Source organism: Klenkia brasiliensis (assembly GCF_900100695.1).
GTDB classification, from domain to species: domain Bacteria; phylum Actinomycetota; class Actinomycetes; order Mycobacteriales; family Geodermatophilaceae; genus Klenkia; species Klenkia brasiliensis.
In genome coordinates, this window is sequence record NZ_FNCF01000010.1 from 1 (window position 1) to 25176 (window position 25176).

The window sequence follows — 25176 nt, forward strand, 5'->3', positions numbered from 1 at the left end:
CTCAGGCATGGAGGCGCTCCAGTTGGGTGCGGACGAGCTGTTCGAGTCGGTTGGATTCGTCGAAGGCGGCCAGGAGCTCGCCGCGGAGCCGGTCGATCTTTGCGTCCAGGGGTTCGCCGTCGTCCTCGACCGCGGCCGCCCCCACGTAGCGGCCGGGGGTCAGCGCGTAGTCGGCTTCCTTGATCTCGGCCAGTGGCACCGAGCGGCAGAAGCCGGGCACGTCCTCGTACGACAGCCCCTTCGCGACGGCCGATTGCGAGCCGCGCCAGGCGTGGAAGGTGTCGCCGATCCGGACGACCTCTTCGTCGGTGAGCGCCCGCTCGGCCCGGTCGACCATCACACCCAGCTCCCGGGCGTCGATGAACAGCACCTCACCGGCGCGGGCACCCTTATCGCGCGCGAAGAACCACAGGCACACCGGGATCCCGGTCGAGCGGAACAGCTGCGTGGGCAGCGCCACCATGCACGACACCAGGTCGGCCTCGACGATCGCCGCCCGGATGTCGCCCTCACCGTTGCTCTGCGAGGACATCGATCCGTTGGCCATCACCACGCCGGCCTGTCCGCGGGGCGCGAGCTTGGACAAGATGTGCTGAATCCACGCGTAGTTGGCGTTGTTCGCCGGCGGCACCCCGTACACCCAGCGCGGGTCGTCCGTGCTGCGCGTCCAGTCCTTCACGTTGAAGGGCGGGTTGGCGAGCACGTAGTTCATCTGCACATCGCCGTGTTGGTCGCGCGCGAAGGTGTCACCCCACCGCGCACCAAGGCCCTTGTTCTCGATGCCGTGGATGGCCAAGTTCATCTTCGCCATCCGCCAGGTCTCCTCGATCGACTCCTGACCGAAGATCGCCACCTCGCTCGGGTCGCCGTCGTGCTCGCGCAGAAACTTCGTCGTCTGCACGAACATGCCCCCCGAGCCGCAGCACGGGTCATAGACCCGGCCCTTGGTCGGCTCCAACACCTCGACCAGCACCCGCACCACCGACGGCGGGGTGAAGAACTCCCCACCGCGCTTACCCTCCGCCCGCGCGAAGTTGCCCAGGAAGTACTCGTAGACCTCGCCCATCAGGTCCCGGGCCCGGTGCTCGCCCTGCCGGCTGAACCGGGCGCTGTTGAACAGGTCGATCAGCTCGCCCAGACGGCGCTGGTCGATGTTGTCGTTGTTGTAGAGCCGGGGCAGCGTGCCGCGCAGGTTCTCGTTGGCCACCATGAGCGCGTCCATCGCCGCCACGATCAGCTCACCGATCGTGCGATCGGGTTCGTGGCCCTCGGCCGGCTTGCCCTTGGCGTACTGCGCCAGATAGGCCCACCGAGCCACCGGCGGGACGACGAACACCCCGTACCCCTGGTACTCGTCCCGGTCGTCGATCAGCCCGGCGATCTGGTCCTCGGTCCACCCGTCTGCCTCGGCATCGGCACGGATCTGCTCGCGCCGCTCGTCAAAGGCGTCGGACACGTACTTCAAGAACACCAGCCCCAGGATCACGTCCTTGTACTGGTGCGCCGACAACGAACCGCGCAGCTTGTCGGCGGCCTTCCACAGAGTGTCCTTCAGCTCCTTCATCGTCGAAGGAGCCGTGGACTGCTTGGCACGTGGAGGCACGAGGCTCACCTGTTCTCGAGAGTTGTAGTGGTATCCGGGACAGCCAGCGAACCCGCCGCAACCCCTCGGACGAGCGCGTCAGCCCAGGCGGTTAGCGCCTGTTCCTTCCGACGGAGTTCGGTGCGGTAACGGGTGACCTCAGCGAGCCGGGTGCTAAGTGCCTGCGCCTCGGCGCGTGGGAGCGCAGGCACCTCCCAGGTCTGCCACTCGGTGCCCGGCCGAGCCTGGTTGATCCGCGCGGCCAGTATGTGGGCACTGACCGGCGCGTTTTCGGCCAGGCGCAGGATGCGACTTGGTGTAGCCACCAGGTTGCCGCCGCGGGTGTCGACCATGGCCCGGGGCTGTGGCCTCTCCAGGAAGACGACGTCCCCGGGCTCGGTCCAGCCGCCGCTGCGGGCGCGGGCGTCGAAGGGGTCAAGCCGGACGGCATCCAAAGCCCCGTCGGCGGTGAGTACGTGCACCGTGCCGGTGAGGTCGGCGTCCGTGGGCGCGATGCGCCGGCCCTGACGCAACGTCAGCCGCTTGGCGGCGACGAGCTGACCCAGCGACACCAAGCTCACGACCATCCGCCCGTGCCCCGCCGTGACTGCTGTCGTGACCTCAGGCAGTGGCTCGGAGAGCACCGCCGCCGCCGCGTGGGCACGGTCCAGTAGTCCGTCCTCGACGAGTAGATGCTGGGCCCGGGCGCCGCGCGGCACGAGCGGACCGCCGGCCAGCACCCCCTCGCGTTCCCCAGAGCGCAGATAACGGTAGGCGCGCGCTTCGGTCCTCCCGCTGCCCATCGGCGCCAGCGCCTGGGCGATGTCGGCAGACAGGTCGGTCAGATCGAGGGCGGCTCCGTCGTCCAGGTCTGCGAGACGCACGTCTCTGCGACCGGCGCCACCAGTCAGAACCCAGATCGCTGCGCTCTGCCGATGGGCGGTACGCCACATCCCCCGGGGGAGACGGAGCACGGCGGCCAACGGCCCGGGGCGCACCGTCATGGCGCGCAGCTTCTCGGCTTGGCCGGTAAGCGCGTCGGTCATCGTCGCCGCAGGTCCGAGCGCTACTGCGACATCCCCCGGTCCGAGACCCACCGCCAACTTGTCCAGAGCATCCAGGACGTCGTCCCGAGGCCGACCGAGCAGCGACCGCACCCGGACGACGGGGCTGGTGGTCTCACCGGTCGTCACGGCCCAGCCCAGGATGGCGGCCTGACGACGAAGCCTGCGGTCGTCGGACAGCACAGCGGCGAAGTGCGGCGCCAACGCTCGGTCCAGCCGCTTGTCACCGGTCGGGTCAAGGACGGCGTCCTTGCGCCCGGCGGTGGCGACGCTGGTGACCAGGTCGACCAGCTCCGGGGTGCAGCCGCGGTCGCCCACCTGACGGGCGAGGCGGCTGCCGTCCAGGCGGTTCAGCGCATCCTCGGGGCCGAGGGAGGCGGCGACCAGCTCGTCGATGTGACCGGCGAGGTCAGCGGGCCAACCTCCATCGCGCACCTCGCCGAGCAGGAAGGCGTCGTCCGGATCTACCTCGGTGGCCAGCGCGACGAGATCAGCGCGGGCCAGGTCCTCGCCGGTGACCAAGGCCAGCGTCAGCAGCATCTCGGCAGAGGTGTGACCGGCATCAACCGGTGATGCCATCGTCGGGGCGTCCAGCGCGTACTCCGGGTTACGACCGCGTCCGGTGGCGGCCAGGTAGGCGACGACGTCGTCCATGGCGAAGTACTCGACACTGTTGATGACATCGACAGCGACCGGAAACGGGATCGTCTCGCCGCGGACGGAGGTCCGGGTACGCCACATCGACGGCACCGGGCGTTGCACGCCGGCCAGGGCCGCGATGTCAGGCAGGGTGAGCAGGCGGGCTGGAGTGGACGTCGACATCGGGCACCTCCTCGTATCGATTGGCATGACCGTAGCCCACGACGAGTCACCTGCCGGCTGCGAATCGTGATAAGCCCCCTTATCAGTGATAATTTTTGGCAGGTGGACCAAACGTAGAGACGGTGGACGCAGGTCATCCGCCGCGTGGCCCCACTTCCGAGGAGCTGCGCCATGACCCAGCACGAGCCCCACGAGCCCGCCGTCCACCTCGACCTACGCGAGCCCGCGCTCGTCGTCCGCACCCTCCGCCTGACGGATGAGGCCGTGGTCCGGGAGGCGCGGCACTGGACGACGGGCCGGCGTGGGCCGGCGGTCGAAGGCGTCAACACGGACGCCGATCTGTCGGTGTTCCTGACCGAGGCCGTGGTGCTCGGGGCGCGGGCCCTGGCAGCGATGGGACAGTCCGGTGAGGCCCGTGCCGTGGAGGCAATGCTCCGGGAGGTCAGGGAGAAGACGGCCTCTGCCACGCATGAGGCCGCGCAGCTGACCCGGCGCACCGTGTCGGCTGCTGCCGAGACGATGGACAAGGCGACCACATCGGCCAAGCGGTCGATCACCGAGGCCGAGGAGCGCAGCCGTAAGGAGCTGACGGCGGCGGTGGACGCAGCGCAGAAGGCCATCGTCGCGGAGATGCAGCGCACTCTCGGCGGGGAGAACCCCGCCCTGGTGGAACGGTTGAGGCCCCTGCTCGACGCCTTCGGTACCAGCGTCGGTGAGTCTGCGCGATCTGCCACGGATGAGCTGCTCCGTCAGGCGGTCAAGCAGTTCGACCCGGCCGACCCGACCTCTCCGGTGGCCAAGCTGGCTTCCGCACTCGCCCAGCAACAGGAAGTCGTCACCGCCAAGCTGGACAAGAACCACGCCGAGCTGGCGGTCGCTGTCGCTGAGCTGGCCACTGTGGTCAAGGTCGAGCGGGGCAAGTCGAACGTCGTCCACCTGACCACGCTGAAGGGCCGCCCGTTCGAGGACTCCGTCGGCGGGCTGCTGCGAGAGCTCGCCGCCGGCCTTGGGGACGAGTACGCGGTGACAGGCACCAGCGCTGGTCGGCTGCCGAACAGCAAGAAGGGTGACGCCGTCCTGCACGTGGGCGGTGCAGACGTCCGAGTAGTGGTCGAGGTGACGGACTCGACCGCCCGCCGGCAGTGGATCCCGTACTTCGACGAGGCAGAGCGGAACCGGGATGCGCTCGCCGCGCTGGGCGTCGTCCGGACCATCGAGCAGAACGGGGGTCAGCACGTCCGGATCCTCGGTCCGCGGCGGGTGGTCGTCGCCTTCGACCCGGAGCATGACGAGCCGGAGCTGTTGCGCACCGTCCTGCAGCTCCTGCGGGCCGCCGCCTTGGCAGCAAGTGCACGAAGTGGGGCTGCGGAGGTAATAACTGCCACTGAGCACATCGCCGCCGCAGTCGCTCAGCTCAGCGTCGTCGACAGCATCAAGAAGGCAGCCGCCGGCATCCAGAAGAGCGGGTTCGCCATCGAAGGGGACTGCGCGAAGGTCACCACTGCGATCCGTCGTTCGCTGGACCTGGCGCTGGCCGCTCTGGGCGGCATCACATCGTCTGAGCTCTCGTCCGCTGAGAAGTTCGGCGCCGCCTGAGCGCACGGACCAGCTCAGGGTGCCGCGGCACCTTGAGCTGGTCAGATGACCCTTCCGATCACCTCCGACGCAGGGCCGCATCCGTGATCGCGGGCGGGGCGTAGCCGGCGTCGTCCGCGCGGATGTTCGTCCCCGGCGGCACGATCGCGTCGATGGCGTCCAGGACGTCGTCCGACAGCTCGACGTCCACCGCCGGCAACTGACTCGTCAGCTGCTCCATCGTCCGCGGGCCGATGATCGACGACGTCACTCCCGGGTGCCGGATCGTGAACGCGATCGCCAGCTGCGGCAGGCTCACCCCCGCCTGCTCGGCCACCCCGGCCAACGCGTCGGCGGCGTCCAGCTTGCGCTGGTTGACCGGGTCCGAGAGGTCGTAACGCGACGCCATCCGGCCACCCATCAGCGACGCACGTGCCGTCTGCGGCGCATCGGCACCCTTGCGCCACTTGCCCGACAGCCACCCACCGGCCAGCGGGCTCCACACCAACGTCCCCATGCCGTACTCCTGCGTCACCGGCAGCAGCTCGCGCTCGATCCCGCGCACGAGCATCGAGTACGGCGGCTGCTCGGCCACGAACCGCCCGCTGTGCCGCACCGACGCAGCCCACTGCGCCTGCACCACCTGCGACGGCAGGAACGTCGAGCTGCCGAAGTAGCGGATCTTGCCCGCCCGCACCAGGTCGGTCAGCGCGTCGAGGGTCTCCTCGATCTCCGTCTCGGGCGACGGACGGTGGATCTGGTATAGGTCGATGTGGTCGGTCTGCAGCCGCCGCAGGCTGTTCTCCACCTCGGTCACCAGCCACCGCCGGCTGTTGCCCTGCTGGTTGGGGTCCTCCCCCATCGCGCCGTGCGCCTTGGTCGCCAGCACCACGTTCTCCCGCCGTCCACCGGCGAGCGCCTTGCCGACGATCTCCTCGCTCTCCCCCGCCGAGTACACGTCCGCGGTGTCCACGAAGTTGATCCCGGCGTCGAGCGCGGCGTGGATGATCCGCACCGACTCGTCGTGGTCGGGGTTGCCCCACGCCCCGAACATCATCGCCCCCAGGCAGAGCGGGCTGACCTTCACACCGGTGCGTCCGAGCGTGCGCATCTCCATGTCCCCTTCCTACGCCTCGCGGCTGCGCCGGGTTGACAGCATCACTATCGATAGTGATGCTGTCGACGTGCGCATCGCCGAGCTGGCCGAACGGAGCGGGGTCAGCGCCGCCTCGATCAAGTGGTACGTCAGCGAGGGGCTGCTGCCCGCCGGCGAGCGCACCGGCTACAACCAGACCTCCTACGACGACGACCACCTGGCCCGGCTCCGGCTCATCCGCTCGCTGATCGAGGTCGGCGGGCTGTCGGTTGCCGCGGCCAAGGACGTCCTCGCCGCCGCCGACGACCCCGACCACCCGTTCGGCAACACCCTCGGCGTCGCGCAGGCCTCGCTCCCCCGCGTCGCCGCCCCGCCGTCCGCGGAGTCGCTCCGCCGCGTCGCCGACGTCGCCCGCCGTCAGGGCTGGACCGTCCACGACGGCAACCCCGGCCTGGTCGCGGCCGCCGCCGTCCTCGACCGGTACCTCGCCCTGGGACGCGACGATCTCGCCGCCGTCCTGCCCGCCTACGCCCGCGCCGTCGAGCTCGTCGCCGAGGCCGACATCGACACCATCAGCAAGACCCTGGACGCCGGCCCCGCGACCGCCGCCCAGACCGTCGTCGTCGGCACCGTGCTCGGCGACGCCCTCCTCGCCGGACTGCGCCGCATGGCGCAGGAGAGCGAGTCCGTCCGCCGCTTCGGAACCGGGAGCCCGTCATGACCGCCGTCCTCGACCGCCCCACCACCACCCCGCCCCGGCTGAACCGCGTGCTGCTCGCCGTCGCCGGGGTCATGGTTGCGACCGCCGTCGTCACCGCCGTCCTGGCCGTGGTCGACCCCGTGCAGATCATCGGCCGCAACGGGTGGCTCAAGCCGCTGAAGTTCTCGATCTCGATCGCCGTCTACGCGCTCACCATCGCCTGGCTGCTCACCCTGCTGCCCGCCCGCCGCCAGCGGCTGGGCCGGGGCATCGCCTGGGTCATCGCGATCGCCATGGCCGTCGAGATGACCGCCATCGTCGGCGCGGTCGCACTCGGTACGACCAGCCACTTCAACGTCTCCACCCCGCTGCACAGCGCGGTGTGGGCGTCGATGGGCACCGCGATCGCCGCCGTCTGGCTGGTCACCGTGGCGCTCGCCGTCCTGCTGTGGCGGGCCGTCGACGACCCCGCCCGGCGGCTGGCGATCCGGGCCGGGCTGGTCATCGGCCTGGCCGGGATGGCCGTCGCGTTCCTCATGACCTCGCCCACCGCCGACCAGCTGAACGACTACTCCGGGATCGTCGGCGCGCACGCGGTCGGGGTGCCGGATGACGGCCCGGGCCTGCCGCTGCTGGGCTGGTCCACCACCGGCGGCGACCTGCGGGTGCCGCACTTCGTCGGCATGCACGCCCTGCAGGCGCTGCCGTTGCTCGCCTTCGGCCTCGAGGCACTGCGCCGGCGCGTTCCTGCCCTCGACAGCCCGCGCAGCCGGTTCCGGGTCGTCGCCGCCGCGTCGGTGGGCTATGCCGCGCTGGTCGGGTTCTTGACCTGGCAGGCGCTGGCCGGCATCCCGGTCACCGGCTTCCTGGGCTGACGCGCAGGAAGTTGATCATCGCCAGGTGGCTGGTCGACACCCCGTCGGCGGCAGCCACCTGACGATGATCAACTGCGCGGTGGAGGCATCAGCGGCCGGCGGCCCGGGCCTCCTCCCGCCACCGCTTGCGGGCGGCCGCAACGACGGCGTGCATCGGGTGCGAGCGGTTCTCGGCCTGGTTCAGCGGCGGCTCCAGCTCGACGATGACGTCGGCCTCCACCGACCACGGCTCCTGGTGCTCGGCCCAGCTGACGTGCAGGGTCGCCGCCATCCACTCCGACAACGCCAGCTCGTCGCGGTTCAGCAGCACCGGCCGTGTCGTCCACCGGCTGCGCCACCCCTGCTGCTCCACCAGCAGCGCCGCCAGCGACCGGCGCAGGGTGGAGGACCCCGTCGTCCCGCGGATGTGATCGCCCACGACGCGCGACCGCAGGGTCGCCGCCGACGTCGGCCCGTTCGGCGCGATGCCGACGTACAGCAGCTGCACCGGCGCGGTCGGGTGCCTCGGGCCCGAGACCCCGGGCAGCGCACCGAAGCGGCCCCACCAGGCGTAGAGACCGGCTGCCTTCGGGATCGCGTCGGGCACCTCGGGCACCGGCAGGGGCACCGAGCGGAGGGCGTCGAGCACGGGTTTCACGGCTCCAGTCAACCGCCGGCCCTGCGAGCATGTCCCGATGCGTCCCCGCCTCGTCGTCCTCGGCGCCGCGCTCGCGCTGACCGCCTGCACCTCCTCCGCACCGGACGACGCCCCGCAGGCCGACCTGCCCAGCGGCGTCCTGCTCGACCAGGTGCAGGACGTCGACACCGGCCTCGCGCTGACCGGCGGCACCGGCCGGCTGCTGCAGGCCGCCCTCGACAGCACCGACACGCCCGTGCTGCTCAGCACCACCGACCCGGCCGGGCAGGCCGGGATCACCCGCGGCACCGACCTGTCCGCCCGCGTGACGATCGCCGCGCTCGGCCAGTTCGGCGGCGTGGCCGAGATGGGCATCGCAGCCGACGACACGGCCGTCCTGGTCGGGGACGCCACCGACGGGCCCGCGGTCATCCGCGTGGCCCCCGACGGTGGCGAGCAGGTGCTGCCGGTCGCCCTGCCCGAGGCGCTCGGCATCAATTCGCTGTCCTCGGTCTCCCCGCGCACCGTTGACTTCACGCCCGACGCCTCGCGCGTCGTCGTCACCAGCACCCCGACCGACTACTCCCAGGGCACCCCCGTCGCGACCGGCACGCTGCAGGTCGCCGTCGTCGACACCACCACCGGGACGACGACGCAGGCCACCCAGGTGCAGCTCGCCCAGCCCGCCGCCGTCATCCCCGGGACCGACCCACCGGTCGCCGTCGAGGACACCCTGATCACCGCCGACGGCAGCGTCCTGGTCGCCGTCGGCCTGGCCGGCCAGGAGTCGCAGCTGCTGCGGTTCGACCCGTCGCTGACCCCGGGCGCCACGGCGCTCTACGACCGGCCGGACGTCGACGGCACCACCTTCCTGGCCGCGGACGACGACGGCTCCGCCTACCTGACCCAGACCGGCGTCGGCGTCCAGCTGCTCCGCGTCCCGGTGGGCGGCACCGCGCCGGAGGAGGTCGCCGTGCTCGAGGACGGCCCGGCGACCGTCGGCGGGCTGGTCGTCGCCAGCGGCCACGCCTACTTGTCCGGCATCACCGACACCGAACTCGGCCAGACCGTGCGGGCCGTCGACCTGGCCACCGGCGACACCACCCCGGCGGTCGGGTTCTGCCGCGAGGGGTCGAACTCCGTGCCGGCGCTCGGCAGCTCCGGCGACACGCTGCTGGTGTCCGCGCTGTGCAGCGACGAGTCGACCAACGAGCAGCACCTCTACCTGTTCCGGGCGCCCTGACCGGGGCCTGGCAACCTCCCGGACACGCTCCGCACCGACCCGTCCCGCCGTCCGTGCGGAAAGGTTGACCGCAACTCTTCCTCCGCGGAACCCGGCCGATCCCGGGCGGCGGTGAGCTGGGCTCCTCCCACCGAGAGGACCATTGCCGTGCCCGACCTCTTCTCCCCGTTCACGCTCAAGGGCGTCACCCTGCGCAACCGCATCGCGATGTCGCCGATGACGATGTACGGCTCCACCGACGGCCAGATGGACGACTACCACGTCATGTACCTCGGGGCCCGGGCCGCCGGAGGGTTCGGGCTGGTCTTCCCGGAGCAGATCGCCATCACCCCCGAGGGCCGGACGACGACCTCGTGCGCCGGCATCTGGTCCGACGACCAGGTCGAGGGCCACCGCCGGGTGACGAGCATGATCAAGCGCTTCGGCGGCGTCGCGGGCATCCAGCTCGGCCACACCGGCCGCAAGGGCAGCGAGCTCCCGCCGCACAAGGGCGTCAACGAGATGGGCACCTGGAAGGCGCTGGCCCCCGACCACCCGGACGGCTGGCTGACGTCGGGCCCCTCGGCCATCCCCGCCGGCGGCGACCACTCCTACCCCGTGCACGCGCTGACCGTCGAGGAGATCAAGGGCCTGCACCGCAGCTACGCCGACGCCGCCCGCCGCGCCGCCGACGCCGGCTACGAGTGGCTGGAGATGCACTTCGCGCACGGCTACCTCGCGGCCAGCTTCTTCTCCCCGCTGGCCAACCAGCGCACCGACGAGTACGGCGGGTCGGTCCGCAACCGCGCCCGGTTCCTGCTCGAGGCGCTGGACGCCGTCCGTGAGGTCTGGCCCGAGCACCTGCCGCTGACCATGCGGCTGGGGTCGGACGACTTCCACCCCGACGGCACCCAGTTCGAGGACTCCATCGAGGCCATCGGCTGGATGAAGGAGCACGGCCTGGACCTCGCCGACCTCTCGATGGGCGGCAACACCGACGACATGCGCGACCCGCACTTCTTCAACGAGCCGGCCGGCTTCGTCCCCCGCGCCACCCGGGTCCGCCGCGAGGTGGGCATCCCGGTGGCCACCAGCTGGAACCTCGGCGTCCCGCAGACCGCCGACGCGGTGATCCGCGAGGAGCTCATCGACGTCGCGATGATCGGCCGACCGGCGCTGTCCAACCCGCACTGGCCGGTCTGGGCCGCCCGCGAGCTCGGCCACCCGGCTCCGTTCGACCTGGTGCCGGCCGACTGGCGCTGGTGGCTGTCGAACTTCCGCGGCCACGCCCCGAGCATCGGCCTGCCGCCCACGCCCGAGGAGGCCTTGGCCGCCGCCCAGGCGGGCGCCACGGTCGCTGCCTGACCGGTGCACCCCGGTGGCCCGGAACCCCAGCGGTTCCGGGCCACCGGCGTACGGAGGTCCCGCCGGACCCGCGCTCGCCGAGCGGGCGGTGCACACCCGATGCCTCAAGTCAACCGATGACTAGCCGAATACTTATCCAGAGGATAAGTTCGTGCAGATCATCCGGGAGGTGGATGTGGCCGCTGCACCAGATGCGATGACCCGAGCACCGTTGCGGACTGTCCGCCCGCAGGACCTGGCGAACGTCTACACCCAACCCAACGTGCAGCTTGCCCGACTGGTCCGCCAGGGAGTGGTTCGCAGAGCCGCGCCCGGTCTCTACTACGCCCTCCCCGACGACCGGGAGCGGGACTGGGTGCCGACCCTGGAGGGACTGGCTGCCGGTGCCGCGACGGCGCTGTACGGCGATCGCGTGCCGGTTCTCATGCACCTGACCGCGGCCCGGGTGCACGGCGCGCTCCCGCGAGCCATCGGCGTCGCCGTCGTCGCAGTACCGGGACAGCACCGACCTCTGCAGGTCGCCGATCGAGCCGAGGGGACCATCACCTTCGTCACCCGGGACGTCGACGCACTCGACGCCGTGCTCCTGCGCACCGACCTCGGTCCGGCGCTCGTCACCACGCCCGAGCAGACCGTGCTCGACCTGACCAAGCGGCCCCATCTCGGGGGCCTACCGGCCGAGAGCGAGGACGCCGTCCGCACGCTCCTGCCACGATGCGCGCCGGAGCGGCTCGAACGGCTCGCCGAGGAGCAGCGGATGGGCGCGACGCTCAAGCGGCTGCGCGCAGCGCACGCACCCGCATGACGCGCGGGTCCCGCGGCCCCGACCCGGCACAGCTCGCGACCGTCCGCGACGGCTTCGGCGTCGCGGACGAGCAGGTGCTCCGCGACCACGCCATCAGCCATGTCCTGGCGGCCATCGCCGACAGCGACGTGCAGGACCAGCTGGTGTTCATCGGCGGGACCGCGCTGTCCCGCACGTTCCTGCCGGACCTCAGGCTGAGCGAGGACATCGACCTCCTCGCGACCGGTCCCCGTGCCGCCGTCGCTGCTGCGATCGAGGATGCGGTCCGGAGGGGCCTGCAGCGGACGCACGGGCCGACGACGTGGCAACCGCCGATCGCCAGCACCCGAGGGGCGCAGTCGAGCGTGCTGCTCGTCGGGGACGACATCAGGATCCGGGTCCAGCTGCTCGCCGCGGCCGGCTACCCCGCGTGGCCAGGAGAACGCCGACAGATCGAGCAGCGGTATTCGGACGCGCCACCCGCGACCCTGACGACACCCACCGCCCCCGCCTTCGCCGCCTGGAAGACCGTCACCTGGATGGACCGCCACGCACCCCGCGACCTCTACGACCTCTGGGGTCTCGGTCGCGCCGGCCACATCGACGCCGAGGCCGCCTTGCTCTTCCGCAAGCACGGCCCGACGGCCGGCCCCGTGCAGCCGTGGATGTTCGACCGCGCGCCCGGTCGGACGGACTGGACCACCGCCCTCAGCCACCAGGGACGCATCGAGGTGGGGCCGGAGGAGGCGCGCGACCAGGTGCGCGCCTGGTGGAACGACGCGGTGGCTGCGGCGAGCACCTGATCGAACGCGATGGAAACCGTCAGCAGTCGTCCTGCTTCCACTGCCCCTCCTCGCGGGCCCAGGGCTCCGAGGTCTGGTTGATCGCGGAGACGTCGTAGGTGTAGGTCACGCGGGCCAAATTGCCCGACACCTCGGCCGAGTAGCTCGTGATGGGCAACGCCGAGCCGTACAGCTGGGAGGCCGCCGCGACTATGCCCGTGAACTGAGCCAGCGAGGTCCGGTCCTTGCAGCGAACCGTGAAGAGGTCGTAGGCGGCGACCGCGTCGCCGGTCAGGAAGGCGTTCGAGTAGCTCTGCACCGCGTCGCGGAGACCGTCCTGTGCAGGCTCGCTGCTGGTGGCGGCGCTCGACGTACTGGTGCTCTCGGATGACGTGCTCGTCCCTGCGGGGATCGACGAGGTCGCAGCCGCGGACTCCTCCGGGGTGGACCCGCAGCCTGCGAGGCCCAGCAGACCAGCCGCGACGCCCAGGACAACGCTCTTGTTCATGTGCACCGCTTCCGCTCCGGGGAGTCCTTACCTGGGGTAAGGACAGAGAGGCGGAACCTACCGATTTGGATCCTGTCGCTCCCCCGACCGCCGATGCGGGATCGCTCACACCTCCACGGGTCAGCGCTGCAGCCGCGCGGCCTGGCGCTGGAGGTGGTCGCGCTCGGCGGTGTTGGTCGCCGCCCGCGCGGCCTCGGCGTACAGCTGGGCGGCGCGCGCCAGGTCGCCGTCCTCCTCGTGCAGGTGCGCCGCCACGGCCGCCCACCGCGGCAGCCCGGGGTCGACGAGAGCGAGCGCGGCGAGGCCGGCGCGCGGGCCGTCGGCCTCCCCGACCGCCACGGCCCGGTTGAGCCGCGCCACCGGTGACCCGGTCAGCGCGACCAGCTCGTCGTACCACTCCACGACCTGCACCCAGTCGGTCTCCGCGGCCGAGGCGGCGTCGCAGTGCAGTGCCGCGATCGCCGCCTGCGCCTGGTACTCCCCCAGCCGGTCCTGCGCGAGTGCGGTCTGCAGCAACGAGACGCCCTCGGCGACCAGCCGGGTGTCCCAGAGCGACCGGTCCTGCACCGCGAGCGGCACCAGCGCGCCGTCCGCCGAGAACCGGGCCGGACGGCGGGCCGCGTGCAGCAGCATCAGCGCCAGCAGGCCGGCGACCTCCGGGTGGTCGAACCCGCGGTGCAGCTGCCGGGTGAGCCGGACCGCCTCGGCGACCAGGTCGACGTCCCCGCTGTAGCCCTCGTTGAACACCAGGTACAGCGTCCGCAGCACGGTGCCGACGTCCCCCGGCGCGTCCAGCCGGACGCCGGAGACCATCCGCTTCGCCCGGCTGATCCGCTGCGCCATCGTCGCCTCGGGCACCAGGTAGGCCTCGGCGATCTGCCGGGTGGTCAGCCCGCCGACCGCGCGCAGCGTCAGCGCGACCGCCGACGACGGGGTCAGCGACGGGTGCGCGCAGAGGAAGTACAGCTGCAGCGAGTCGTCCCGCCCGGAGACCTCGACGGGCTCCTCGGGCGGGGCCTCCTCCCGGCGCTGCCGGGCGACGTCCGACCGGACGGCGTCCAGGTACCGCCGCCACGCGACGGTGACCAGCCAGGCGCGGACGTCGCGCGGCGGGTCCGCCGCCCAGGTGCGCAGGCCCTCGACCAGCGCGTCCTGGACGGCGTCCTCGGCGGCGGCGAACTCGGCGCCCCGGCGGACCAGGGCGCCGAGCACCTGCGGGACGGCGGCCCGCAGGTCGGCGTCGGTCACTCCGTGATGACCGGCGGCTCGCTCATCACCGGGCGCAGCTCCAGCCACTCGCCCAGCGGCTTCCCGCCCGCGGCCGGGGCCGACGACAGCTCCCCGGCCAGCTCCAGCGCCCGGTCGTAGTCGGCGACGTCGATGATCATCCAGCCGGCGATGAGGTCCTTGGTCTCGGCGAACGGGCCGTCGGTGACCGGCGGCTTGCCCTCGCCGTCGAAGCGGACCCAGGTGCCCTCGGGCGCGAGCGCGTCGGCGGACACGAACTCGCCGGTGTCCTGCAGCCGCTCGGCGAAGTCGCGCATGAACTGGATGTGGTCGCGCCACTCCTGCGGCGTCCAGTCGTCGCCCGACACGTTGTTGGTCGGGGCGGGCGCGCCGCGGTAGTGCTTGAGCATCAGGTACTTCGGCATGGTCGTCTCCTCGCGTCCGTGCGGCCCATCCTGACCGCCTCCACCCAGGGGACGGAACCGGCTCCGCGTTCTCGACATGCACCGTCCTTCGCCGCACAAAAGGAACTCATCGGTACCGCGTGGTGCAGTCCGTGCCGATGGTGAGGGAGGCCTACGAACGAACACCTGTACCTACGGGGGAACCACAGTGATCACCACCCGCACCGCCCGACTGACCACCTGGGGCATGGCCCTGGCCGTCGTCGCCTCGACCACTCTCACCGGCTGTGGCAGCGACGAACCCACCGCCACCCCTGCGGCCACGTCGGACACCACCTCGGCACCGACCACCGAGGCTCTCCCCACCACCGCCGCCCCGCTGCCGACGACTCAGGCACCGACGAGCTCGGTCGCCGCCCCCGTCGTCGACTTCGTCATGCCCGACCTCGTCGGCATCGATCTGCAGACGGCGCAGAACACCATCCAGACCCTTGGGGTCTTCTACACGGTCTCGCACGACCTGTTCGGCTCCCGCAACCAGGTGCTCGACTCGAACTGGATCGTCTGCGACCAGAACGTCGCAGCCGGCCAGCAGGTCACCGGTGCGGCCGAAGGATCGATCGACTTCGGCGTGGTGAAGCGGGAGGAGACCTGCCCCTGATGTGCCACGGTCGGGGTCGCCCACGGCGACCCCGACCGCCTCAGGTGGCGGGCGGGGCCGACGGACGCCCAGCGCCGGCCATCTCCTCCTCCAACGCGGTGAGCAGAGCCTGGTCGGTCCCCGGGGCCGGTCCCGACGCCGTGAACCGGCTGCGCTGGTCGTCCTTCCACCGCCGCACGCTGTCCCGCGTGACGGCCAGCTGGGCGTCGAGCACCATCCCCGTCGCCTTCGACTCGGCCTCGAGGGTCCGGGCGGCCCGCGCCTCCGCCGCCGCGATGCCCGCACGGGCCATCGTCTCGGCCTCCTCGTACTCGGTCTGCTGCCGCAACCGGGCACGGGCCTCGACCCGCTCCTCGTCCAGGGTCATCAGCCGCTCGTAGAGGGACGGCGGCGCCAGCGCCAGCATGGTCTTGAAGAAGATCGGCAGGCACTCGAGCGCGGTGAGGAAGAGGAACAGCAGCAGGTGCGCCGTGCCGAGGACGGGATCACGGTCCTGGATGCGCTCGAGAGCGGAGAGGCGGGCCAGGATCCCGCCGCTGTTCTCCTGCTCGGCGTCGTGCGACGCAATCGCCGCGGATCGCTGCGTCTCCGCGGCGTCCACCTCGCCCTGCAGACGGTCGACCGTGGCCTGCTGGTCCGCGGTCCGGGTGGCCTCCTCCGCCTCGAGCTGGGTCCGGACCTCGGGGACGAGCGCCGTCAGCTGACCGTCCAGGGCCTGCCACTCCCCCTGCAGCCGGTCCCGCTCGGCCATCTTCGCCAGCGACACGTCGCCCACACCGCGGTCCCCGGTGCCACAGGTGCCGTCGTTCTCGCACTGCACCGCGGCCGCGGCATCGTCGTAACGCAGTCGCGCCTGGTCGACCCGGGCCTGCAGGTCGACCACGGCGGGATCGGCCCGGACGTCGGCGTCGGTCACACCATCGGCGATGTCGGCCTGCAGGCCGGCGATCTGCTGGCGCTTGTCCCCGATGTCGGCGAACCGGCTGTCCGAATCCAGCTGCTGGGCGAAGGCGTTCTCGCTCTCCGCGCTCATCCGCTCGAGCTCCACGTTGATCTCACTGCTGAAGACGGCGAGCGTCAGGGGTGTGGACACCACGGCACCGATCAGGACGGCGAGCAGCACGCGCGGCAGGGCCATGCCCAGGGTGCCGATCTTGCTGCGCAACCGCGGGCTGGACACGACCAGCCAGCGGTCCATGTTGAGGATGATCAAGCCCCACACTGCGCCGCCGACGAGCGCCCACGGCAGCGACGAGTGCAGCGCGATGACCAGCGCGTAGCTGGCAGCCGCGACGGCCAGGCTCGCCACCGAGACGAGGACCGCGCCCATGGCCACCTGCTTGGTCCGCTCCTTCGGCGCCTCGGCGAGCACCTGCCGGTTCGCGCCGGCGACGGTCAGCAGGACCTCGGACACCCTCGACTTCGCCGACATCACCGGTCACCCCCGCGGCGGGACCAGGCCTGCAGCACGACCCGTGGAACACCGACGACCGCAGCCGGGCGGCCCACCGGGCCGCGGATCTCCTGCTGGGCACCGAAGAAGGCGTCCAGCGTCGCGGTGACAGGACGCGCGGCACCGAGGGAGACACCGACGTCAGCGTGCAGGGCGACCGGCGGAGGTGCAGCCGCTGACCCGAGATCGACCTCGGGCACCTGGACGGCGACGACGGTGGGCGTCGCGACGTCGGTCCGCCCACGACGGCCGAACGCGGTCAGCTCGACACGGCGCGTGACGTCGACGAATACGGTCGTCTCGCCGCACGCCGGGTGGCCAGGCACGCCGTCGACCACGACGTCGCCCGCACCCTGGAAGCACCACGTGACGCTGACCCGGGAGCCGGGCCGCACGATCGTGTGGCTGACCGAGAGCGCCCGGACGACGGGCGGACGCTGGTCGCTGCTCTCCCCCAGGTGGCCACCGTGCCGGCAGTGGCCGATGGCCGGACGGGCGGCGTCGGCCGCCGCGACGGCATCCTGCCGACCTTCGCGCAACCAGTTGTCGGTCCAGGGCAGCGCGGTGAAGGGCGCGTGCGGGCGCGGCTTCCCGCCGGGCACACGGTGCTGCAGCCAGAGCCGGAACCATGCGGCCAGCCACAGGAGCATCCCGGACACCAGGACAGCGAGCAGCGTGTCGGCGACGAACCCGCCGACGCGGTCGGCCTCGACGTGTCCGCTCCAGGTCGTGTTGCTGTCGAGGGCGACGACGGCGCCGATCGCGACCAGGAAGGCCCAGCCCACGAACAACGGATCGCGGCGCAGCGGATGACGGAGCACGTTCCCCCCAGCTGAGGGACGCGTGGCGATCCCGGATGAGCGTCGTCGCACGGCCGGCGGCCAGGACGTCGGCTGCAGCATCACGCTCGGTGATCGTCACCGACAGCGACCGTCACCCGGTCGGGCGCACCGGTCTCGTAACTTCACCTGAACCGGTGGACGGGGAGTCACCACTCCGGAGGGCATGCAGCGATGCCACCTCGCGCAGGTAGCGGACCACCACGGCCCGCTCGTCGGGCGTCATGGCGCGGGCGACGGCGTCCATCGCCCGGATGACCGGCTCCCAGTGCGCCCAGCTCTCCGCCGCCCCGGCCGGGGTCACGTCGACCAGCACGCTGCGCCGGTCGTCGGGGTGCGGGCGCCGCACGACCCGACCGGCGGCCACCAGCCGGTCCACCAGCACGGTCGCCGACGCCGTCCGGACGTCGAGCCGCCGCGCCAGCGTCCCCACCGTCATCGGGCCGAGCTGCAGCAGCAGGCCGACCGCGGTCACGTCGGTGACCGGCATGCCGAGGTCGCGGGCGATGCGGGAGGCCAGCTCGCGCGAGGCGTGCATGGCCGCCTGCATGCCCGTGGTCACCTCGGTCAGGTCCGGCAGGCTCTCCATTTGCTAGGCAATCTAGCAACCTGCAGGGTGGTCGGCATGACCTCCGTGCTCGTCTCCGGCGCCAGCGTCGCCGGCCCCACCACCGCCTCCTGGCTCGCCCGCGCCGGCCACGACGTCACCGTCGTCGAACGCGCCGACTCGCTGCGCGACGAGGGCCAGAACATCGACGTCCGCGGCGCCGCCCGCGAGGTGCTGCGCCGGATGGGCCTGGAGGAGACCGCGCTGGCCCACGGCACCGGCGAGCAGGGCACCGTCTTCCTCGGCGAGGGCGGCCGCGAGCTGGCCCGCTTCCCCGCCAGCTCCGACGACACCACCGGCCCGACCGCGGAGCTGGAGATCCTGCGCGGCCGGCTCGGCCAGCTGCTGTTCGACCACACCGAGGACGACGTCGCCTACCGGTTCGGCGACCAGATCACCGCCCTCGACCAGGACCCGGACGGCGTCGACGTCACCTTCGCCTCCGGCACGCAGGAGCGCTACGACCTCGTCGTCCTCGCCGACGGCGTCAACTCCCGCAGCCGCGAGCTGGTGCTGCCCGACGCCCCGCGCCGGTACCTCGGCATGGTCATCGCCTACCTGACCATCCCGCGCGCCGACGACGACACCGACTGGTGGCGTTGGTACGTCGCCGGCCGCGGCCGCGGGGTCAACCTGCGCCCGGACGACACCGGCACCCAGCGCGCGATGCTCAACCTGATGACCGACGTCCGCGGCATCGACGCCCTCGACCGCGACGCCCAGGTCACCCTGCTGCGGCGGGCCTTCGCCGGCGCCGGCTGGCAGACCGACCGCATCCTCGCCGAACTGGACGACGCCCCGATGTACCTCGAGGACCTCGCCCAGATCCACCTCGACCGCTGGTCGGTCGGCCGGGTCGTGCTCACCGGCGACGCCGCCTGGTGCGCCACCCCGGTCAGCGGCATCGGCACCACGCTCGCGCTGACCGGCGCCTACACCCTGGCCGCCTGCCTGGCCGCGCACGACGACCACCGCGCCGCCTTCGCCGACTACGACGCCCGGATGCGCCCCTTCGTCGAGAAGGGCCAGTCGCTGCCGCCGGGCACCCCCGGCCTGGCCAACCCGCAGACCGACCTGGGGCGCAAGCTCCTGGGGACGGCGCTCAAGCTGGCCGCCAGCCCGGTGGCCACGAAGCTCGGCGGCATCGCCGGCCGCTTCGGCAACCCGCCCGCCGACGAGTACGAGCTGCCGGCCGCATGAGCACCGTCCTGGTCACCGGCGCCACCCGCGGCATCGGACGGGAGACCGCCCGGCAGTTCGCCGCGCTGGGCCACACCGTGTTCCTGGGCGCACGGGACCTCGAGCGCGGGCGCGCCGTCGCAGCCGAGGTCGGCGCGCTGCCGGTGCTGCTCGACGTCACCGACACCTCGTCGGTGGCCGGCGCACTGGCCGCGGTCGGTGCACGGTCGGGCCGGCTGGACGTGCTGGTCAACAACGCCGGCGTCCCGGACAACACGGTCGAGGTGGCGGACGTCGACGGCGACACCGCCCTGCGGGTGCTCGACACCAACGTGGCCGGCGTCGTCCGGGTGACCCAGGCCGCGCTGCCGCTGCTGCGGGCAGCCGAGGACCCGGTGGTGGTCAACGTGGGCAGCGGCCTGGGCTCGTTCGCCGCCACCACCGACCCCGACCGGCCGGAGTCGCAGACCCCGCTCATCGTCTACGCGGCCAGCAAGGCGGCCCTGGCCATGCTGACGCTGAAGTACGCGCGGGCGCTGCCCGGCGTCCGGGTGGTCGCGGCCTGCCCCGGCCTCACCGACACCGACTTCGCGGCCGGCTTCCCGGGCGCCCGGCCGGTCGGCGAGGCCGCCGCGGTCGTGGTGTCGGCCGCGCTGGCCGGGCCGGACGGGCCCACCGGCGTCGTCCTCGAGGAGGACGGGCCGCTGGCGTGGTGAGCCGGGGCGCCTCCCTGGTGGTCCTGGTGCTGGCGCTCGCCGGGTGCACCGGCGGCGACCCGGACCTGCCGGACGCGACCGCGACCAGCACGAGCTACCAGCCCTTCGGCGAGCCGTGCGCGACGGTGCCGGCGGGCTACGCCGCGACCAGCGAGCAGCCGGTCTCGGCCGCCATCGCCGGCGAACCGCTGTTGTCCAACCTCGACGTCGTGCTGCAGCAGTCCGGGCTGGGACCCGAGCTGGACGCCGCGCCCGCGTTGACCGTGCTGGCCCCCGTGGACGCCGCCGTCGAGGTGCTGCCCCGCGACACCTACGCGCTCGACCTCACCGGACCGCGCCTGGCGCCGCTGCTGGCCCACCACGTGCTCGACGTCCGGCTCCCCGCCGAGCAGCTCGCCCCCGGGCAGGACACCCGCAACGGCGACCGGGTCACCGTCGAGCAGGCGGACGGCGTCGTCCGGGTACCGGCCGACGGCACGCTGCTCGGCCAGGTCCCGGCCACGGTCTGCGGCACGCTGGAGACGGCGAACGCGACGGTGCTGCTGGTCGACCAGGTGCTCCGCCCGCGCCCCTGACACGCCCGGGGGCGGACGCGCCGCGCCCGGACCACGCGCCCTGCCAGCCGGCACCCGACGGCGTATCAGAACCACACCGTTCCGCCACGCCCGTGCCACAGCTGAATCTCAGGTCACACCACGACCCGGAGGCCACCATGCGCCTGCGCACCGCCCTCACCGTCCTCGCCGCCACCGGCCTGACCCTCTGCACCACGGGCACGGCGTCCGCCGCCGACCTCGACTGCGCCGACTTCCCCAACCAGGCCGCCGCGCAGGCGAACCTGGACGCCAACCCCAGCGACCCGAACGGCCTGGACGCGAACGACAACGGGCGGGCCTGCGAGGACTACGCCTACGCCGCCAGCAGTGGCGCGCAGGTGTCCACCCGGCCCCAGGGCGCGGTGGCGGCCGGCGACGGCAGCGCGTCGGAGGGCCCGGGCGTGCTGCCGTACGCCGTCGGCGGTCTCGCCCTCCTCGGCGCCGCCGGTGCCGGGGTGGCCGCCCGCCGCAGCGCCCGCGCCACCGCCTGACCGCACCACCGGCCGACCACGCCACCGGCGGACCACCCCGTGCGGCACCGCGCACCCGAACCCGACCTCCCTGGGCCGCCGCCCAGGGAGGTCGTGGTGCGCATCGGCGGCCCGTACCCGCCGCCGCTGGTGCACGTCACCCGGTACGAGCGGCCCCGGTCCCGGTACGCCACCCAGGGCTGGACGGCGCTGTCCGCGTCCCTGGCCGCCGTCGGTGTCGGCGTCCTGCTGCTGGCACCCGGCAGCCCGGCCCCGCTCCGGCAGGAGGTCGCGGCGTCGGTCCCGGTGAGTGCCCCGGTTGCGGCCCCGCTGGCCGTGCCCGACGCGGTCCGCGCCGAGCCTGACCTCCCGGGCCCGTTGCTGCTCGCGCCCAGCGAGCCCCTCGCCGTCCGCATTCCGGTGCTCCGCACCACCGCGGACGTCGTCGACCTGGGTCTGGACGACGACGGCGCCCTGGAGACACCCGACGGCGCCGAGCCCGTCGGCTGGTACACCGGCTCCCCCACCCCGGGCGCCCTCGGCCCGGCGGTGCTCGCCGGGCACGTCGACTGGGCCGGCGAGCCGGGCACCTTCCTCGGCCTGCGCGAGCTGCTGCCCGGCGACCAGGTCGAGGTGCAGCGCGCCGACGGCAGCACCGCGGTGTTCGCCGTCGACCGGGTGACCGAGCACGGCAAGGACGACTTCCCCACCGAGGAGGTCTACGGGGACACCACCACCGCCCAGCTGCGGCTGATCACCTGCGGCGGGGCCTTCGACGAGGACACCGGCCAGTACCTGGACAACGTCGTCGTGTTCGCGAGCCTCGTCGGCGTCCGGTGACCATCGGCAGGTGGCCGGTCGACGCGCCGGCGGCGGCAGCCACCCGCCGATGATCACGACGGGAGAGCGCGCGGGAGAGCGGGTGGGACCCTGGGGGGATGCGCACTCGACTGGTGGTCCTGACCAGCCTGCTCGCGCTGGCGGCGTGCGGGCAACAGGGCACCGGCGGCCCGGCCCCGCAGCTGCCCGACGACGGCGACGCCCTCGTGCTGCGGGTGGTCGAGACCGGCGGCTCCGGACCCGGGTTCGACCCGGCCCCGCTGCCCTTCGTCACCGTGCACCGCGACGGCCGCGTGCTCAGCCTGGGCCCGGTCGCGGCGATCTACCCGCCGTTCGCCTGGCCCAACGTGCAGCTGCACCGCGTCGACGACGCCGTGCTGGCCGAGCTGGTGCAGGCCGCGCAGGACGCCGGGGTCACCGGCACCGCCGACCTCGGCGACCCGCAGATCGCCGACGCGCGCACCACGTCGATCACCCTCGTAAACGACCAGGGCACCACCACCCGCGACGTCCCCGCCCTGCGCGAGGGGATCGGCGCCCCCTCGCTGACCGCCGAGCAGACGGCCGCCCGGCGGGCGCTGGTCGCCCTGGTCGACCGGCTCCGCGACCTGGCGACCACCGGGCGCCCGGAGTCCTACCGCCCGACCGCGGTGGCCGCGGTCGCCCGGCCCTGGACCCCGGTCGACGGCCCGCTCCCGGAGCAGCCGGCGGTGTCCTGGCCCGGCCCGGCACTGCCCGGTGAGCCGATCGCCCCCGGTGTCGGCTGCGCCCTGGCCACCGGGGAGCAGGCCGCCGCCCTGGTCCGGGCCGCCACCTCCGCCTCCACGCTCACCCCCTGGACCGACGGCGGCCGCACCTGGGCGGTGACGTTCCGGCCGCTGCTGCCCCACGAGTCCGGGTGCGCCGACCTCGTCCCGTGACCCGCAGGGGTGAGCCCCCGGTCAAGGACCGCCAGAACCGCTCCGACCCGTATCCCATGAGCCCGGCCACCCGTCTGCGCGCCCTCGTGCTGGCGGCGGCCGTCCTCGCCCTCGGTGCCTGGCCCACCACCCGGGTCGCCACCGTCCTGACCATCACCGCGCTGGCCGCGCTCGCACCGCTGGTCGCCGTCCGCCGGTACCGGCCGGACCGGCCCGAGCCGTGGCTGGCGATCAGCGCGATGCTCGCCTGCTGGTGGTCCGCCATCGCGTTCGGTCACAGCGCCCCGACGGTCGCGGTGACCACCCAGGCGCTGGGCATCGCCGTCGCCACCGGGCTGTTCGCCGTCCTGTTCGCCCGGCAGCGGCGGGCCGCGCCCCGCGACCGACGGCGCAGCCGCCGCGAGGTCTGGGGCCGCCGCAGCGACCAGGCCATGGTCGCCGTCGTCATCGCACTGGCGCTCGCGCAGGCCGTCGCCGGCGCGCTGGTCCCCGGCGCACCGTGGTCGGTCGCCTTCGCCCCCTTCGACCTGGTGCTCATCTGCCTGCTGCTGCGCTTCACCGCCTCCCGCGCCGACCTCGGGCCGAGCATGCGGCTGCTCGTGGTGGGCGGCATCGGCGCCGCGGTCTACGACTGCCTGGCCGCCGACTCCGGCGTCCGCATCCCCGGCCCGCAGGCGACCCAGAACGTGGTCTGGGTCGCCGCGATGCTGTTCTTCCTGGCCGGCACCTTGCACCCCGGGATGGCCACCGCCTTCTCCCCCGCCCGGCTGACCCGGCTGCGCTCGGAGTCCGCCCGGCTGCTGGGCACCGCGCCGCTGGTGCTGGTGCCCGTCGCCCTCGCGCTGCTCGACAGCGCCGCCGCGCTCCCGCTCACCGTGCACCTGGCCGCCGCGGCCGCGGTCGCCGCGCTGGCCATCGCGCGCGGCGCGCAGACCATCCGGGCCAGCGAGGGCCTCGCCCGCCGCGACCCGCTCACCGGTCTGGCCAACCGCCGCGGCCTGCGCGCCGCCTTCGAGGACCTCGTCCCGCCCACCACCGACCCCGCGCACCGCGTGGGCCGGCTCGCCGTCCTGGACCTGGACGACTTCAAGCACGTCAACGACACCTACGGGCACGAGACCGGCGACGCGCTGCTGGTCGCCGTCGCCGGCCGGCTGACCGACGCGGTCGGCGCGTCGGGCACCGTCACCCGCTCCGGCGGCGACGAGTTCGTGCTGCTGCTGCGCCCGGGCGCCCGCGACGTCGGCGCAGTGCTCGCCACCGCCTTCGCCGCACCGGTGCCGCTGGCCGGCCTGTCGTTCGGGGTCCGCTGCAGCGCCGGCTGGGTGGACCTCACCGGCGCCAGCGAGCTGCCGCTGGCCCTGGCCGACGCCGACGTCGCCCTCTACGCCAGCAAGGACGGCGCCCGCGGCCGCGCCACCGGCTTCTCCCCCGAGCAGCGCGAGCAGGTGCTGGGCTCCCTCGCCCTGGGTGCGGACCTGCGACGGCTGGTCGCCGGCGACCCCGCGGCCGGCGAGCTCATGCTGCACTACCAGCCGCTGGTCGCGCTGCCCTCCCGCACGGTGCGCGGCTGCGAGGCGCTGGTGCGCTGGCGGCACCCCGAGCGCGGGTTGCTCTCCCCCGACACCTTCCTGCCCGTCGCCGAGGCGCAGGGCACCGCCGCCGCGATCGACACCTGGGTGCTGCGCGAGGCCTGCCGCTCGGCGACGACCTGGCCCGACCCCGACTGGACGGTGAGCGTCAACCTCGGCCGCTCGTCGATGGTCTGCCCCGACCTCGCCGCCACCGTGCGGGCCACCCTGGCCGAGACCGGCCTGCCGGCGGCCCGGCTGCACCTGGAGATCACCGAGCACGACCAGCTGCCCGCCGACGCCGGCGTGCTGGCCCTGCACGAGCTGGCCGCCGACGGCGTGGGCCTGGCCCTGGACGACTTCGGCACCGGCTACACCTCGGTCGCCTACCTGCAGCGCTACCCGATCACCGTGCTCAAGCTCGACCGCAGCGTCACCGGCTGCGACGCCTCGCCCGCCCTGCTCAGCGGCCTCGTCGGGCTGGCCGACGCCCTGGGCACCACGGTGCTCGCCGAGGGCATCGAGACCGACGAGCAGTGCACGCGGCTGGCCCGGCTCGGGGTGGACGCCGGCCAGGGCTGGCTGTTCGGCCGCCCGGTGCCCGCCGACCGGCTGGGCGACCTGCGCCCGCTGCCGGCCGGAGCAGCCCCGGAGGGATGAGTTGCGGACCCGACCGGTCAAGACCGACCCGTCCGGGGCCGA

The 25176-nt window shown here is 73.2% G+C and carries 25 protein-coding genes; 15 read left to right on the forward strand and 10 right to left on the reverse strand.

Annotation, left to right across the window (positions count from 1 at the left end):
- Position 1: 1 nt before the first annotated feature.
- Positions 2 to 1564 (reverse strand): class I SAM-dependent DNA methyltransferase, encoded by a 1563-nt coding sequence (locus BLT39_RS21085; RefSeq protein ID WP_242658600.1) that lies wholly within the window; start codon positions 1562 to 1564, stop codon positions 2 to 4.
- A 44-nt stretch (positions 1565 to 1608) separates the two neighbouring features.
- Entirely contained in the window at positions 1609 to 3468 is a 1860-nt protein-coding gene (locus BLT39_RS21090; protein WP_091069043.1) for a hypothetical protein, read from the reverse strand.
- A gap of 171 nt (positions 3469 to 3639) precedes the next feature.
- Between BLT39_RS21090 and BLT39_RS21095 the strand changes: the two genes are divergently transcribed.
- Positions 3640 to 5064, forward strand: a complete 1425-nt coding sequence (locus BLT39_RS21095) for a hypothetical protein (RefSeq protein WP_091069046.1) — start codon at positions 3640 to 3642, stop codon at positions 5062 to 5064.
- A 58-nt stretch (positions 5065 to 5122) separates the two neighbouring features.
- On the opposite strand, the gene BLT39_RS21100 is transcribed toward BLT39_RS21095, so the two are convergent.
- Positions 5123 to 6154, reverse strand: coding sequence for an aldo/keto reductase (locus tag BLT39_RS21100; protein ID WP_242658601.1), 1032 nt, complete (start codon positions 6152 to 6154; stop codon positions 5123 to 5125).
- Between the two features lie 73 nt (positions 6155 to 6227).
- On the opposite strand from BLT39_RS21100, the gene BLT39_RS23595 reads away from it, so the two are divergent.
- Both BLT39_RS23595 and BLT39_RS21110 read left to right on the forward strand, forming a co-directional pair.
- Positions 6228 to 6860 (forward strand): MerR family transcriptional regulator, encoded by a 633-nt coding sequence (locus tag BLT39_RS23595; RefSeq protein ID WP_207508298.1) that lies wholly within the window; start codon positions 6228 to 6230, stop codon positions 6858 to 6860.
- The gene (locus BLT39_RS21110; RefSeq protein ID WP_091069056.1) at positions 6857 to 7714 is read left to right on the forward strand and encodes a hypothetical protein; all 858 of its coding nucleotides are present in this window, start codon (positions 6857 to 6859) and stop codon (positions 7712 to 7714) included. Before BLT39_RS23595 ends, BLT39_RS21110 begins: the two co-directional genes overlap by 4 nt.
- Before the next feature lie 88 nt (positions 7715 to 7802).
- Here the strand turns inward: BLT39_RS21110 and BLT39_RS21115 are convergent, their stop codons facing one another.
- Complete coding sequence (locus BLT39_RS21115) at positions 7803 to 8351, reverse strand: GIY-YIG nuclease family protein (RefSeq protein WP_131801534.1); 549 nt, start codon at positions 8349 to 8351, stop codon at positions 7803 to 7805.
- Positions 8352 to 8388: 37 nt separating this feature from the next.
- Between BLT39_RS21115 and BLT39_RS21120 the strand changes: the two genes are divergently transcribed.
- From BLT39_RS21120 to BLT39_RS21135, 4 genes are all read left to right on the forward strand, one after another.
- Positions 8389 to 9573: a hypothetical protein gene (locus BLT39_RS21120; protein ID WP_091069064.1), complete on the forward strand. Its 1185-nt coding sequence runs from the start codon at positions 8389 to 8391 to the stop codon at positions 9571 to 9573.
- A gap of 147 nt (positions 9574 to 9720) precedes the next feature.
- Complete coding sequence (locus BLT39_RS21125; RefSeq protein WP_091069068.1) at positions 9721 to 10917, forward strand: NADH:flavin oxidoreductase/NADH oxidase; 1197 nt, start codon at positions 9721 to 9723, stop codon at positions 10915 to 10917.
- A 151-nt stretch (positions 10918 to 11068) separates the two neighbouring features.
- Positions 11069 to 11722, forward strand: a complete 654-nt coding sequence (locus BLT39_RS21130) for a type IV toxin-antitoxin system AbiEi family antitoxin domain-containing protein (RefSeq protein ID WP_207508300.1) — start codon at positions 11069 to 11071, stop codon at positions 11720 to 11722.
- Positions 11632 to 12504 carry a nucleotidyl transferase AbiEii/AbiGii toxin family protein gene (locus BLT39_RS21135; RefSeq protein WP_207508302.1) on the forward strand — a complete coding sequence of 291 codons (873 nt, stop codon included), beginning with the start codon at positions 11632 to 11634 and terminating at the stop codon, positions 12502 to 12504. Before BLT39_RS21130 ends, BLT39_RS21135 begins: the two co-directional genes overlap by 91 nt.
- Positions 12505 to 12523: 19 nt before the next feature.
- Here BLT39_RS21135 and BLT39_RS21140 read toward each other — a convergent pair whose 3' ends face one another.
- From BLT39_RS21140 to BLT39_RS21150, 3 genes are all read right to left on the reverse strand, one after another.
- Positions 12524 to 12991, reverse strand: coding sequence for a hypothetical protein (locus tag BLT39_RS21140; RefSeq protein ID WP_131801535.1), 468 nt, complete (start codon positions 12989 to 12991; stop codon positions 12524 to 12526).
- A gap of 120 nt (positions 12992 to 13111) precedes the next feature.
- Complete coding sequence (locus tag BLT39_RS21145; protein ID WP_091069077.1) at positions 13112 to 14239, reverse strand: RNA polymerase sigma factor; 1128 nt, start codon at positions 14237 to 14239, stop codon at positions 13112 to 13114.
- Entirely contained in the window at positions 14236 to 14643 is a 408-nt protein-coding gene (locus BLT39_RS21150) for a YciI family protein (protein WP_091069079.1), read from the reverse strand. The genes BLT39_RS21145 and BLT39_RS21150 overlap by 4 nt, the downstream gene beginning before the upstream one ends.
- A gap of 187 nt (positions 14644 to 14830) precedes the next feature.
- Here BLT39_RS21150 and BLT39_RS21155 point away from each other — a divergent pair, with 187 nt between their 5' ends.
- Entirely contained in the window at positions 14831 to 15283 is a 453-nt protein-coding gene (locus tag BLT39_RS21155; protein WP_091069082.1) for a PASTA domain-containing protein, read from the forward strand.
- A 40-nt stretch (positions 15284 to 15323) separates the two neighbouring features.
- On the opposite strand, the gene BLT39_RS21160 is transcribed toward BLT39_RS21155, so the two are convergent.
- The 3 genes from BLT39_RS21160 to BLT39_RS21170 form a co-directional block, all read right to left on the reverse strand.
- Complete coding sequence (locus BLT39_RS21160) at positions 15324 to 16697, reverse strand: DUF4407 domain-containing protein (protein WP_165640357.1); 1374 nt, start codon at positions 16695 to 16697, stop codon at positions 15324 to 15326.
- 17 nt (positions 16698 to 16714) lie between these two features.
- Positions 16715 to 17557 (reverse strand): hypothetical protein, encoded by an 843-nt coding sequence (locus BLT39_RS21165; protein ID WP_131801536.1) that lies wholly within the window; start codon positions 17555 to 17557, stop codon positions 16715 to 16717.
- A gap of 112 nt (positions 17558 to 17669) precedes the next feature.
- Positions 17670 to 18164 carry a MarR family winged helix-turn-helix transcriptional regulator gene (locus BLT39_RS21170; protein WP_091069090.1) on the reverse strand — a complete coding sequence of 165 codons (495 nt, stop codon included), beginning with the start codon at positions 18162 to 18164 and terminating at the stop codon, positions 17670 to 17672.
- Between the two features lie 36 nt (positions 18165 to 18200).
- On the opposite strand from BLT39_RS21170, the gene BLT39_RS21175 reads away from it, so the two are divergent.
- The 7 genes from BLT39_RS21175 to BLT39_RS21205 all read left to right on the forward strand — a co-directional run bounded on the left by BLT39_RS21175 (position 18201) and on the right by BLT39_RS21205 (position 25134).
- On the forward strand, positions 18201 to 19382 hold the full coding sequence (locus BLT39_RS21175) for an FAD-dependent monooxygenase (RefSeq protein ID WP_091069093.1): 1182 nt from the start codon (positions 18201 to 18203) through the stop codon (positions 19380 to 19382).
- A complete protein-coding gene (locus BLT39_RS21180) occupies positions 19379 to 20077 on the forward strand; it encodes an SDR family NAD(P)-dependent oxidoreductase (RefSeq protein ID WP_091069096.1) in 699 nt (232 codons plus the stop codon). The genes BLT39_RS21175 and BLT39_RS21180 overlap by 4 nt, the downstream gene beginning before the upstream one ends.
- Positions 20071 to 20652: a fasciclin domain-containing protein gene (locus tag BLT39_RS21185; RefSeq protein ID WP_091069099.1), complete on the forward strand. Its 582-nt coding sequence runs from the start codon at positions 20071 to 20073 to the stop codon at positions 20650 to 20652. The genes BLT39_RS21180 and BLT39_RS21185 overlap by 7 nt, the downstream gene beginning before the upstream one ends.
- Positions 20653 to 20789: 137 nt before the next feature.
- Positions 20790 to 21164: a hypothetical protein gene (locus BLT39_RS21190; protein WP_091069103.1), complete on the forward strand. Its 375-nt coding sequence runs from the start codon at positions 20790 to 20792 to the stop codon at positions 21162 to 21164.
- Positions 21165 to 21260: 96 nt separating this feature from the next.
- On the forward strand, positions 21261 to 21983 hold the full coding sequence (locus tag BLT39_RS21195; RefSeq protein WP_242658602.1) for a class F sortase: 723 nt from the start codon (positions 21261 to 21263) through the stop codon (positions 21981 to 21983).
- A gap of 98 nt (positions 21984 to 22081) precedes the next feature.
- On the forward strand, positions 22082 to 22903 hold the full coding sequence (locus BLT39_RS21200; protein ID WP_131801537.1) for a hypothetical protein: 822 nt from the start codon (positions 22082 to 22084) through the stop codon (positions 22901 to 22903).
- A 56-nt stretch (positions 22904 to 22959) separates the two neighbouring features.
- A complete protein-coding gene (locus BLT39_RS21205) occupies positions 22960 to 25134 on the forward strand; it encodes a putative bifunctional diguanylate cyclase/phosphodiesterase (protein WP_091069110.1) in 2175 nt (724 codons plus the stop codon).
- The last annotated feature ends 42 nt before the right edge of the window (positions 25135 to 25176 follow it).